The organism is Bacillus sp. AFS077874, from assembly GCF_002566505.1.
Classification (GTDB): domain Bacteria; phylum Bacillota; class Bacilli; order Bacillales; family Bacillaceae_G; genus Gottfriedia.
In genome coordinates, this window is record NZ_NUYF01000008.1 from 61,436 (window position 1) to 73,688 (window position 12,253).

Sequence of the window (12,253 nt, forward strand, 5' to 3'; positions counted from 1 at the left end):
TTTAAGAGTAACTTCCGAATGTGGAGTTTAATAGGACATGCTCGAGTCTTTTAAAATAAGGTTTTTATAAATAGTTTTATATTAACAAAAAAAGGATAGGGTGAATATGGAGAATCAAAACAAAGGTTTACAACAAAATTTAAAGAACCGCCATATTCAGATGATTTCAATTGGGGGAATCATTGGGGCTGGTTTATTCGTAGGTAGCGGGAATGTTATTCATAGTGCAGGTCCATCAGCAATTGTTGCTTATGTAATAGCGGGAGTATTAGTTGCACTTCTTATGAGAATGTTAGGAGAAATGGCTGCAGAGAACCCAGATAGTGGCTCGTTTTCAACGTATGCAAAAGAGTCGATTGGCCCTTGGGCAGGTTACACGATTGGATGGTTGTATTGGTTTTTCTGGTTGATTACAATCGCAATCGAGGCGATTGCAGGTGCAAATATTATGAATTTATGGTTCCCAAGTATTCCATTATGGGGATGGGCTTTAATTCTTACATTTGCTCTTACACTCACCAATATTTTATCAGTGAAAACATTTGGAGAGTTTGAATATTGGTTTGCCATTACAAAGGTAGTGGCGATTTCAGCATTTATGTTATTAGGTCTAGCGATTTTATTTAAATTTATTCCTACAATTCAATCTCCGGGATTATCAAATTTGACACAGCATGGCGGATTTTTCCCTAAAGGTGTGAGTGCAATATTAGGTGGGTTTATGACGGTTATGTTTGCATTTTTTGGATCTGAAATTGCTGCGATTGCTGCTGGTGAATCAAAAGATCCTCAAAAGTCTGTTGTTACTGCTATTAATTCTGTTGTTTGGCGTGTAGCATTGTTCTACATTGGGTCAGTTGCTATTTTAGTTTTATTAATGCCTTGGAATGACGCGAAATCGTTAAGTAGCCCATATGTAACGTTGCTTACAAATTTAGGGATTCCTGGGGCTGCAACAATCATGAAGATTGTTGTACTTTTTTCAGTACTTTCTTGTTTGAATTCAGCACTTTACACGAATTCTCGCATGCTATATTCATTAGCGAAGCAAGGAAATGCTCCGAGAATTTTTACAAAAGTAAACAAAGGTGGATCACCATATTGGGCGGTCTGGGCAAGTTCAGCTTTCGCCTTCCTAGCTGCAATTTTTAACTTTATTTCACCAGATAAACTTTTTTCATTTCTACTGAATGCATCAGGTTCAATTGCTCTTCTAGTGTATATTGTTATTGCAGTCTCGCATTTAATAAAGAGAAGAGAAGCTGAGAAAAAAGGTAAAGTGTTACGATTAAAAATGTGGGGTTTCCCATATATAACTTACATTTCCATCATCGCAATGGTCGTAATTTATTTCTCGATGTTCTTTATGAGTGGTCTTCGCTCACAATTCTATTTAACATCTTTAATTACAGTTTTAGTAATTTCTTCATTCTTCATTTTTAAAGTTGGAAAGAAAGAGAAAGTTGAATCAAAACATGAAGAATTGATTATAAATAATTAATGCATGTGCTAGTTTAATAAGAACGTAAAATGGCTGTCAATATTGACAGCCATTTTTTACATACAAAATATTAACATTTTATTTTAATAGAGCTTTTATACAAAGAAATTAACTATTTTTCGAAGTTCTTTTGTTAATTTAGTACTAGTAGGACTAAGCCATCTTTTTGGAACAATTAGATGCTTGCAATTCTTACTATTTAAATAGCTGTAAATAATTTGAGCTTCGTCGATTTCATCGCGGCTTACATCTTTAGAAGATTGATCATTATTATTTTTGAAGTAATTAATTGAATTTGAAAATATTTCTTCAATCAATTGATCAAATGAATCGTATTCAATTTCTACCAATTCACAATGCAATATTTGTGTCCGATAGATCAGAAAGTACTTAAATTTGTTGTTTTCTAATTGTTCAATTGTAATAATATTATGATTTTGTTCAGTAAATTCGATTAGTTTTTCTTTATTAGTTAAAGATTTAACCATTTCAATCCAATCCCTGTATTTTGCCGCATCCTCAAAATCAAATTGTTCAGATGCGGATAACATAAGCTTTTCCATTTCTTCAAGCAGACTCATGTCAGTACGATTAAGAAATCGAATAACTTTATCAATTATCATATTGTACTCTTCAAGCGCTGGTCCACCTAGACAAACTCCATTACATGTCCCTAATGAATAATTTAAACAAGCGCTATTCTTAACCGCCAGATGGCCACAATTAATTTTAAAGCATTCCTTAATGCCGGTAACTGCTCTTTCAACTTTACTTCTACTTGTAAAAGGACCAAATATTAATACATTTTCACTTTCAATAGGCTCGTAGCTAATTTCAAATGAAGGAACTTTTTTATTTAAGTTGATGACTAAGTAAATAAAAGATTGCGGACTTTTCATCATGCGATTATACATTGGTTTAATTTCTTTAATTAAATGACACTCAAGCATGAAAGCATCGAATTCAGTATCAGTCAATAAATAGTCAAAATCCTTTAAATGGGTTACCAGTTTTTTCACTTTTGGTGAATGTCCCTTTGAACTTTGAAAGTAAGATTGAACTCGTTTTTTTAAGCTTTTTGCTTTTCCGACATAAAGGATTTGACCTTTTGAATCTTTCATTAAATAAACGCCAGGGGATAAAGGCAGATTTTTTACTTTTTCTTGTAGATTAATAGTAGTTCATCCCTTTTCTTGTAAGTATAATCTCATTTTAACATGAGTAATGAATTAAAAGTCAGAACAATTATGCGGAATAACTTCAACAAAACTTTATATAAAAAACATAATTTAAAGTCTTTAATACACGCATAAAAGAACGATTACATGCGTAAAAATTGACTACAGATGATTTAAAGGAGAAGTGATCTTTGATGAAAACGATCTATACGACATCCTCTTTCTCCAATTGGATTCTAGCTTGTATTGTTAATGGATTAATAATTTGGTTATGCAGTTTATTTGCTCATCTAGTCGACTGGAAGTATGCTGACATGGGATTCTTCCTATACTTTGTCATTCTAGTATTCTATATTATTTGTTTAAAACTGAATGAAGGATTCCCAGCACTTTTTCGGAAATTTGTACTCCGCAAAAAATTCGATATAGTTAATGTATCTGCTTATGAAGTAACGATTATTCTAGTAGCTATTTTTCACGTAGTAAGAGCGATTGTGATTTATAAGGATGCTCTTAGTGCCGTATTTTGATTTCATAAAAAACGAGGGAATCCTAACAGTCTAACTAGTTAGGAGAACCCTCTTTTTTTTATTTTAATGGTATAAAAGATTTGGAAAGCTATAAAAAAAGAGTGATGACAAAAAGCTTGAACTGCAAATAAGTCTTAGAGTACCCGCAAATAAGGAGCCAATCTGTGCAAATAAACAGCGTACTGCAAATAAAATCTGAGAATCGCAATTAAAAATAGTAAAACTGCAATTAAATATAGAAAAACGCAATTAAAAATAGTAAAACTATTAAATTTCAGAGAATCGCAAATAAGTTTAATAATTACCTATACTGGTTAGGGTATTATGACTTGGAAGTTGGACGATTGTAGACACTTTCAATGTAAAGATGCTCTTATTCTTACTAAATCGAAAAAAATCGTAAAATCCGTTAATTTTCGATGGATTATACCAACTACAATAAAAAAACGCACCTGAAATATCTCAATTACTGTTCAGGACAATAATTTGTTGTACTTCCTCACAAATAAATTTTTAGATAAGGTCATAATTACTATATAATCTTCATAGGTGATGAAAATGTTTTTAAAAAAAATTACACTTTTGCGCGATGATATTCATTCCTTTAGCCAATATCCGTTTTCAATTCCTTCCATTAAATCTTTTGATGAATTGAACTTAAGAAGTAATGTAACCTTTTTTGTAGGTGAAAATGGTTCTGGAAAGTCTACATTATTGGAAGCTATTGCTGATAAATGTGATTTTAATACGGCAGGTGGGGGACGTAATAATAATTATGAAGTTTTTGCATCGGAGTCACAGCTTGGAAATTACATAAGACTTTCTTGGTTACCGAAAATTTCGAATGGATTTTTCTTACGAGCGGAATCATTTTATAATTTTGCTACTTACTTAGATGAATTAGAGGATCCAGAAAATGAAAAATATGATAACTACGGCGGACAATCTCTCCATCATCAATCGCATGGGGAATCATTTTTGTCTTTGTTTTTAAATCGATTTAATGAAACGGCAATCTATTTGTTAGATGAGCCTGAGGCAGCGTTGTCTCCAGCTAGGCAATTATCATTTTTAAAAATAATTCATGATTTAGTCGAAAACGAAAATTCGCAGTTCATTATTGCTACGCATTCTCCCATTCTACTTGGTTATCCAAATGCAGATATTTTAAGCTTTGATCATGGAGAAATTTCTAGAATTGATTATGAAAATACAGATCACTATCAAATTACTAAATATTTTTTACAAAACAGGGAAAAGTTTTTAAGTGATTTGTTACGTGATGATGAGTGAAGCTAAAAAAACCCAGTTCACCTATGTGAAACTGAGTTTTTTGTTATTCTTGCTCTATTAATTCTTTAGGTAATATAAATTGTCCATTTTCATCAGCGTGAAGATCAACAACTTTAAAGACAGCATCTAAATTTAATGGTCCATAAATATGAGGAAATAATTGCCCGAAGTTTTCAGTATCTTCATAGACGATTTTTGATTTTGTTTTTTCTTCATTAATACAAAGTAAATTTAAATCAGTTGCACCTTTAAAGAATAAGTTTGCGATTTCAACAGTTTGCTGGAGGGTTGAACAATGGATAAAACCCTCGTTGTTTAAACTATCAGGTGAATATGCACCTGAATTCTTTGCATTTTGCCAGTCTTTGTTTCCGATAATATGTAAAATCATTTTGGCTCTCCTTTAATCATCACTCAAAGTAGTATATAATTTTTCTTTTCATCTCTTCTTTATTTTCCGCAAATTGTTTATGCCGATGTCCATTCCCGCCAGATGTATGGGGAAATCCGTATAAAATGGAGTCCGAGTTTAAATAGTCATTTGCTGTTAAATAAGTTAAAACTTTTGAAACATTAACTCCTAATGGGATAATGAGGGGACGTTCTAGTCTTATGATTTCTTCTGCAAAGGTATTAACAATATACTTTTTAAGTAAATCAGTTCTTAAAATATTCGGAGTTGAACCATTATAGTTTTTTCCTTTATAGAACACAGGGTATTTAATCACGGATGTAGTTTGGACTAAATGACTTGCTGTACTAAAAAGTTCGCTAGTTGAATTTAATCCAAGATAATGATGTAATTCTAATTCATCTAACATAGCAATTAAATTTTTTCGCATCGGTCCTTCAAAGCTAGAATTCTTTTTAACTTCATGTAAAATTTCTTCGTCATCCATCTCCGTATCTTTAAACCTGATCACAGTAGAATAAGATTGTTTCATTTGATGTAAGCCGGGTGTTATCCCTACTATGATGACTTTAGCTCGCTCATTAATGTACTCAAAAGGAGCATAATAAATTTCTAAATTTTTCTTTTCATCTTTATCTACTAGAAATTTTTCACTTTTTAATGTACTAGTTTCAAGTGAAGGAGATAAAGAAGATATTAACTTTTTATATTTGGTAAATTTTGAGTTGGCTAAAATCGCCATATTATATCCTCCATCAGAACTATTTATTGTTCATTGTAACGAATGTCAGCCATTAAATCCAACGATCTAGTAACTTGCTTTTTAAGTATAAAATAATTCATTTTTGATAAAACTGAATAGCTGATAGTAAGCTGGAAATTTATGAAAGGCTGGAAGATTAAGTGGATTATTCTAATGAACAAAAGAAGCGTTTAAGAAAATTTAATTTACGTTCTTCCGTTCTTCATACTGAAGGGAATTTAATAGAAAACCTTAACATTATTCAGAGAATCTTTCCTACTTCTGATTTAGTAACAAAAGACTTGATAATTCGAGATAAGCAAGCTGTGCTTTGCTATTTGTCTAGTATAGTCGATGAACAAAAAGTATCTCAATTTATTAATACAATAAGTTCAAATACAGAAGAAATAGAATTATTCATAACGAATAATACTGTTCGTACTAATCAAATCTTAGATATTGAAACAGCAATATTGGATGGTAAAAGTATACTACTAGTAGAAACCGATCCAGTTGCATTTGTTTATTCAACTGGAAAATTGCCACAAAGAGCATATACACCTCCAAGTATTGATAATTCCTTAAGAGGTTCAAAAATCTCTTTTGTTGAAACTGATCAAGCTAATATTGCTTTACTTCGCAGATTTATTAAAAGTCGAGATTTTCAAATTAAGCAAGTTGAAATTGGGAATGAAAATAAAAGTATCGTATCAATTGCTTATATCGAAGGATTAGTAGATGATGATTTACTTTCTGGTGTAGAACAAGATATTTCAAAGATAAAAGTTGATTCTGTTTTAAATGCAAACCATTTAGGGCAATTAATGGAAAGGAACCCATTTTCGCCTTTTCCTCAATATTTTACAACTGAAAGACCGGATGTTGCAGCTACGACATTACTTGAAGGAAAAGTAGTTTTAATCGTAGACCGATCCTCTGAAGTTATTATTTTACCGATTAATTTTGCAATATTTTTTAAAACGATTGATGATTATGCAGCAAGATCGATGGTGGCGTCATTTAATCGTATACTTAGAGTCGTTGCATTTTTTTTAACAATCTTTTTGCCAGGAATCTATATTGCAATTATTTCATTCAATTATGAGATCGTTCCTTTAAAATTGCTACTATCAATCGGTGAATCTAGGGCGAAGGTTCCATTTGATCCTTTATTTGAAGCCATAGTTATGGAGATAACATTAGAAATGTTAAGAGAAGCAGCTATTAGGCTACCAGCACCTATTAGTACAACAGTTGGCATTGTAGGCGGGATTGTAATCGGGCAAGCAGCGGTACAAGCAGGAATCGTTAGTAATATTATGGTAATCGTTGTAGCTCTAACTGCTATTTCATCATTTATTATTCCAAACTATGAAATGGCATCTAGTTTACGAGTCATTCGATTTCCAATTATGATTATGGCTTCATTATTTGGTTTAATCGGTTTGATTGTAAGTACAATGATTCTCATGATTCATGGTTTGAGCTTATCTAGCTATAACAAACCCTATACTTTACCATTCTCCCCAATTAATCGTGATGCATTTAAAGATACAATCTTAAGAGTACCTTTAAACTACCTTTGGAAAAAACAAAATAAACGTAATGAAGAATGAATGTTAGAAGGGATTCTTTCATGGTTATTACGAAGTCGAAAATTACACAATTTCAATTTATTTTAATGATTTTTGGTATTCAAGTAGGGATTGGAATGTTGTCACTTCCTAGAGAACTAGCTCTTAAAGGAGGTACAAGTAGTTGGATTGCAATTCTTTTTGGGGGGATCATTTCTACTTTTATTAGCATTTTATTTGTTAAATTAAGAGAGAAGGCTCCTAATTTAAATTACGTAAGTTTTTTTACTTTTTATCTAGGAAAAATAATTGGATCAATTGTAGTCTTTTTACAAGCTCTCTATTTCCTTTATGCTGGGTATCTCGTATTATGTAGAGCCATCTTATATATTCAATCCTACATTCTTCAAGAAACAAAAGGGTATGTTTTATTAGTGTTATTTCTTTTTCCAACTTACCAGCTGTTAAGAGGTGGTATTCATTTAATTGCAAAATATATAGAAGCAATTTTTCCAATTGCTTTTTTTACTTTATTCATGCTCCTTTTCACACTTAAAGATGCTGATCTAAATTTTATTTTACCAATTATTAAAAATGGATGGATACCGATATTTAAGACAATTCCATTAACGACAACTTCATTTCTAGGCATTGAGTTAATTCTAGTTTTTTATCCTTATTTAAAGTCGAAGGAAAAGGCAATAAAAGGTGTTATTATTGGAAATGCATTAACAACTTTTACATATATTTTTATAACAATTATTTGCTTTGTTATTTATAGTCCATATGAAATCAAAATGACGTTTGAGCCTGTAATCGATATTTTAAGCATAATGGAATTCCAATATGTTGAGAGATTAGATTTCATTTTATTCTCATTATTTTTAATGATTATATCGAAAACATGGGTTACGTATATTTGGGGCGGTATGAATGGATTATCAGAGTTATTTAAATTTAAACTAAAACCTCTTATCATTATTATTCTTTTTATCGTAATTCTCATTCTTACGTTTATTCAAGTACCGACGTTTACAAATACGACTATTCATTTACATTATATAATGGTTTCTGGATCATGCATATTAATCGGTATTCCAATCCTCTTATTAGTGGGCGGTTTAATAAAAAATAGGTTAAGTAAGGTGAAAATCAATTGAAATATTTTCAAGTATGTTTGCTTAGTATTTTTTTAGTAATCGGCGTTTCAGGTTGCAGAGGGAAAATTAATATAGAAGATGTCACATTATCGATGATTTTAGGAATCGATGTAAATGATGAAAATAAAGTAGAAGTATTTATGGCAAGCCCGGTCTTTACTGAAGAAACAAAAGAGAAAACTGAACATTTTAGTGTACAAACTCTTTCTATTAAAGAATCAAGAAATTATTTTGATACCCGAGCTAATGGTGTTACTGGTGGTGGTAAAATTCAAGCAATCTTAATAGGATCAAAGGTTCTTGAACATAAAAATTGGTTTTCAATAATGGATATGTTTTATCGAGATCCAAAGTTTCGATTAAATGCCGATCTTATTTTTGTAGATGGTCCACTTTCCGATGTTTTTAATTTAAAACCAAAGGATAAACCAGAGTTGCCAATCTATATTCCTCAATTAATACAAACTGCTGATTTTCGAAATGTTGCTTTCAGAACGTCTTTACGAATGTTTCATCAAATGTATTATGAGAAAGGAATAACACCTTTTGCACCTGAATTAACAGTACAAGGTGATCATTTAGTAGTTAATGGAACAACTTTATTAACCAAAAATAATTTGTATAATCGAACTCTATCAATGAATGAAACACAAATGTTAAAAATTTTAAAAGATCATTTAGAAGGGCAATTAGTTGTTGCATTGAATCTTAAAAAATTTAAAAGACATCAAGATGATGTTTTTACTGAAGAAGAAACTAGTTTTTATATTAAAGATGTAAAGCGAAAAATCGATAAAAAATATTCAAATGGTCGCTATACCTTTAATGTAAATTTGACAATGCCGATTATGATAACAGAATCCCCAATAGGATTGACGAACGCAACAGAAAAAGTATTAAAAAATGCAATACAAAAAAAGTTACAAAAAGATTTAAATGTTTTAGTCCAATCTTTTCAAAAAGATAAAGTTGATCCAGTTGGATTTGGCATACTTGCTCATTCATTTCAATATTCTGATTGGGAAAAAAATGAGAATCATTGGCTTGATACATACCAAAAATCGAATATAAAAGTAAAAGTTAAAATTATTGTTATCGATAAAGGAATAACGATGTAAACATAGAAAACCCACCAAAAAAATTGGTGGGTTTTATGTTTATGCGGCTGCATTTTCGAGATCTATAGCTTTTCTTTGTTTACGGTCATGCAATAAATAGTAAATGACAGTCGTTGATAATACAGCAATTGCCGTTATTACGTACATAATATGGAATGATGCTTTCGCAGATACAATTCCAAGAACGTAAGAGCCAATCCCCATACCGGTGTCAAAAAACATAAAAAATGTCGCTGTTGCCATTCCCTTTTTTGCTGGGGCAGCAGTGTTAATCGCTAATGTTTGGAAACTAGGTACGATTGAACCATAGCCTAGACCGATTAAAGCAGCGGAAAATAAAAAGATTGTTGGTACAGTTGAAAAACTCAAGACAACTAGACCAATCGTAAATAAGATGATCCCAGGATAAACAATTATGCTTGCTCCTTTACGATCAAATAGTTTACCAGTGAAAGGTCTTGAACCTAAAATGAAAACTGCATAAACAATAAAAAAGAAACTAGCGATATCTACAAAACCTAAATTCTTTGCGTATAATGTGATAAATGAAATGATACCACTGTAACCAAAAGAGATAATTGCTGAAGTAATTGAGATTGGTAATGCTGAACGCTCAATTAATTGTGATGGTTTAATTCGAGTTTTTGCTTTCAATGTTTGTTTAGGAATCGCAATGAATAGACCGAAAATAAGTGAAATAATTGCGAAGAATCCACAAACAAAAAACAAAATATGGAAGGTGAAATGATTCATTAAATTAATACCAAGATAAGGACCAAATACCATTGCAAGGATCATGGATGAACTATAATAACTCATACCTTCGCCCCTACGTGTTACAGGAACTATTTCAGCAACTATTGTACCTGTCGCGGTTGTTCCTAGACCAAAAGCAATCCCTTGTGCAAAACGCAATAATAGTAATAATGCAAAATTATTTATAAAAGGATATAAAAATGTTGTTAAAGTAAAGAAAACTAATGAAATGATAAGTATTTTTCTGCGACCAATTGTATCAAGCCAGATACCTGCAAATGGACGAATTGCAACTGAGGCGATAAGAAAGCATGTTACTACAAGACCAACTTTACTATCTTCTTGGCCTAAATTATCAATCACAAAAATCGGCAATGTCGCCATCAACGTATAAAATACTAAAAACACAAAAAATCCACTTAAGCTTACACTTAGAAAATCCTTTGTCCATAAACGCTCGTTTTTCAAACTTATTCCCCCTGTTTAGTAACCTCCGACGCTTTCATATTGTTCATCATTTTTTGAAAAACTTGAAGTGCAATATCAAGCTCTTCATCGGGTATATCTTTAATAACATCATTCTCAAATGAGATGATTTGCTTTTTCCAACTATCAAATTGATTTATAGCTTTATTAGTTAGATGAATCATTTTTTCTCTTTTATCTGTTCCTTCTTTGCGAACAATTAAGTCTAACGTTTCCATTCTGCGAAGTGTTCGTGTCAGTGTAGGTGGCTCAATATTCAAATTCGAACAAATTGTTCGTTGAGTACATGGTCCATGTAAATGGATATAGTGAATAACGGACCATTGTGCCAAATACAATCCAGTAGGAACGAGATGCTCATTAAATGATTTCGAAAACTGACGTGTAGTTTGATTTAATAAAAAAAAGAAAGGCTGCTTTTTGCGCATAAAAAAGTCTCCTTGGAAAATTAGTTAGCTAGCTAATTAAAATAGTTGTCTAGCTAATTATATTTGAACAAATTGTGAATGTCCAGTGAATGAACTTAATTAGTATAAATTGAGCATAAGAGCAAATATTAAATGTAGAAAAATTTTACAAAACAGTTAGGACGGTATTTGAGATGGCAGGAGCAATACAAGCAACAAACGGTAAATCTCACAAAATGAAGATTGTGCAAAGAGCAATTGCAATGCTAGTTGGTGCTTTACTTGTAGCGACTGGTCTTGAAATTTTTTTAGTTCCAAATGATGTTATCGATGGTGGAATAACAGGTATTTCAATTATGTTTTCCCATCTTACAGGTCTTCCACTTGGGATCTTTCTATTTGTACTAAACCTACCTTTTTTTTATTTGGGTTATAAGCAAATTGGGAAAACATTTGCAATATCAACCATTCTTGGTATCACTGTTCTTTCCTATTTAACAAGCAGGTTTCACCATATCTCTGCTTTTACGGAAGATATTCTACTTGCAACAATTTTTGGAGGAATGGTCGTTGGAGTCGGAGTAGGATTAGCCATTCGATTTGGTGGAGCACTAGACGGAATTGAGATTCTAGCAATCATTATTAATAGTAAGATTCCTTTTTCCGTTGGTGAAATCATTATGGTTTTCAACTTATTTATTTTAGGAGCTGCTGGATTCATTTTTTCTTGGGATCGAGCAATGTACTCAATTATTGCCTATTTAGTTGCATTTAAAACAATTGATATAGTGGTTGAAGGATTAGAACAATCAAAATCAGCATGGATCATTAGTGACAAAAGTGATGATATTGGAGAAGCAATTCTTTTTAGAATGGGCCGTGGTGTTACATATATAAATGGTACAGGAGCATACTCAGGTGAAACTACAAAGGTTATCTATTGTGTTATCACTCGATTAGAAGAAGCGGAATTAAAAACAATTGTCGATGACATTGACCCAACTGCCTTTTTAGCAATTTCAGATATTGCAGAAGTACGTGGTGGAAGATTTAAAAAGAAAAATGTACATTAGGATTGGTCAACAAAAGCATTTAA

General features: G+C 31.6%; 12 protein-coding genes. 7 read left to right on the forward strand and 5 right to left on the reverse strand.

Translation table 11 applies throughout. The features are described 5' to 3' along the window. Positions 1 to 106: 106 nt before the first annotated feature. Complete coding sequence (locus COJ46_RS09215) at positions 107 to 1,501, forward strand: amino acid permease (RefSeq protein ID WP_098565851.1); 1,395 nt, start codon at positions 107 to 109, stop codon at positions 1,499 to 1,501. Between the two features lie 95 nt (positions 1,502 to 1,596). On the opposite strand, the gene COJ46_RS09220 is transcribed toward COJ46_RS09215, so the two are convergent. Beyond that, a complete protein-coding gene (locus COJ46_RS09220) occupies positions 1,597 to 2,676 on the reverse strand; it encodes a GIY-YIG nuclease family protein (RefSeq protein WP_335447132.1) in 1,080 nt (359 codons plus the stop codon). 194 nt (positions 2,677 to 2,870) lie between these two features. Between COJ46_RS09220 and COJ46_RS09225 the strand changes: the two genes are divergently transcribed. Together COJ46_RS09225 and COJ46_RS09230 are read left to right on the forward strand one after the other, a co-directional pair. Then, on the forward strand, positions 2,871 to 3,209 hold the full coding sequence (locus COJ46_RS09225) for a hypothetical protein (protein WP_097978122.1): 339 nt from the start codon (positions 2,871 to 2,873) through the stop codon (positions 3,207 to 3,209). A 558-nt stretch (positions 3,210 to 3,767) separates the two neighbouring features. Then, the gene (locus tag COJ46_RS09230) at positions 3,768 to 4,502 is read left to right on the forward strand and encodes an AAA family ATPase (RefSeq protein ID WP_098565853.1); all 735 of its coding nucleotides are present in this window, start codon (positions 3,768 to 3,770) and stop codon (positions 4,500 to 4,502) included. Between the two features lie 43 nt (positions 4,503 to 4,545). Here the strand turns inward: COJ46_RS09230 and COJ46_RS09235 are convergent, their stop codons facing one another. Together COJ46_RS09235 and COJ46_RS09240 are read right to left on the reverse strand one after the other, a co-directional pair. Beyond that, the gene (locus COJ46_RS09235; RefSeq protein ID WP_098565854.1) at positions 4,546 to 4,893 is read right to left on the reverse strand and encodes a DUF952 domain-containing protein; all 348 of its coding nucleotides are present in this window, start codon (positions 4,891 to 4,893) and stop codon (positions 4,546 to 4,548) included. 19 nt (positions 4,894 to 4,912) lie between these two features. Continuing rightward, a complete protein-coding gene (locus COJ46_RS09240; RefSeq protein WP_098565855.1) occupies positions 4,913 to 5,656 on the reverse strand; it encodes a hypothetical protein in 744 nt (247 codons plus the stop codon). Positions 5,657 to 5,817: 161 nt separating this feature from the next. Between COJ46_RS09240 and COJ46_RS09245 the strand changes: the two genes are divergently transcribed. Genes COJ46_RS09245 through COJ46_RS09255 form a run of 3 tightly spaced genes read left to right on the forward strand, consistent with a single transcriptional unit; the run spans position 5,818 to position 9,508 of the window. Next, positions 5,818 to 7,272: a spore germination protein gene (locus COJ46_RS09245; protein WP_098565856.1), complete on the forward strand. Its 1,455-nt coding sequence runs from the start codon at positions 5,818 to 5,820 to the stop codon at positions 7,270 to 7,272. A 20-nt stretch (positions 7,273 to 7,292) separates the two neighbouring features. Next, positions 7,293 to 8,390, forward strand: a complete 1,098-nt coding sequence (locus COJ46_RS09250; protein WP_176527931.1) for a GerAB/ArcD/ProY family transporter — start codon at positions 7,293 to 7,295, stop codon at positions 8,388 to 8,390. Continuing rightward, positions 8,387 to 9,508 carry a Ger(x)C family spore germination protein gene (locus tag COJ46_RS09255; RefSeq protein WP_098565858.1) on the forward strand — a complete coding sequence of 374 codons (1,122 nt, stop codon included), beginning with the start codon at positions 8,387 to 8,389 and terminating at the stop codon, positions 9,506 to 9,508. The genes COJ46_RS09250 and COJ46_RS09255 overlap by 4 nt, the downstream gene beginning before the upstream one ends. Before the next feature lie 39 nt (positions 9,509 to 9,547). Here the strand turns inward: COJ46_RS09255 and COJ46_RS09260 are convergent, their stop codons facing one another. Together COJ46_RS09260 and COJ46_RS09265 are read right to left on the reverse strand one after the other, a co-directional pair. Further along, positions 9,548 to 10,732 (reverse strand): MFS transporter, encoded by a 1,185-nt coding sequence (locus tag COJ46_RS09260; RefSeq protein ID WP_098565859.1) that lies wholly within the window; start codon positions 10,730 to 10,732, stop codon positions 9,548 to 9,550. Between the two features lie 2 nt (positions 10,733 to 10,734). Further along, on the reverse strand, positions 10,735 to 11,178 hold the full coding sequence (locus COJ46_RS09265) for a MarR family winged helix-turn-helix transcriptional regulator (protein ID WP_098565860.1): 444 nt from the start codon (positions 11,176 to 11,178) through the stop codon (positions 10,735 to 10,737). Between the two features lie 173 nt (positions 11,179 to 11,351). Between COJ46_RS09265 and COJ46_RS09270 the strand changes: the two genes are divergently transcribed. Further along, positions 11,352 to 12,230, forward strand: a complete 879-nt coding sequence (locus COJ46_RS09270; RefSeq protein ID WP_098565861.1) for a YitT family protein — start codon at positions 11,352 to 11,354, stop codon at positions 12,228 to 12,230. Positions 12,231 to 12,253: the final 23 nt, after the last annotated feature.

What these genes read in the sequence shown, in the direction of transcription:
- COJ46_RS09215 (WP_098565851.1), top strand. Translation starts at nt 107, where the DNA reads ATGGAGAATCAAAACAAAGGTTTACAACAAAATTTAAAGAACCGCCAT.
- COJ46_RS09230 (WP_098565853.1), top strand. Translation starts at nt 3,768, where the DNA reads ATGTTTTTAAAAAAAATTACACTTTTGCGCGATGATATTCATTCCTTT.
- COJ46_RS09235 (WP_098565854.1), bottom strand. Translation starts at nt 4,893, where the DNA reads ATGATTTTACATATTATCGGAAACAAAGACTGGCAAAATGCAAAGAAT.
- COJ46_RS09240 (WP_098565855.1), bottom strand. Translation starts at nt 5,656, where the DNA reads ATGGCGATTTTAGCCAACTCAAAATTTACCAAATATAAAAAGTTAATA.
- COJ46_RS09250 (WP_176527931.1), top strand. Translation starts at nt 7,293, where the DNA reads ATGGTTATTACGAAGTCGAAAATTACACAATTTCAATTTATTTTAATG.
- COJ46_RS09265 (WP_098565860.1), bottom strand. Translation starts at nt 11,178, where the DNA reads ATGCGCAAAAAGCAGCCTTTCTTTTTTTTATTAAATCAAACTACACGT.
- COJ46_RS09270 (WP_098565861.1), top strand. Translation starts at nt 11,352, where the DNA reads ATGGCAGGAGCAATACAAGCAACAAACGGTAAATCTCACAAAATGAAG.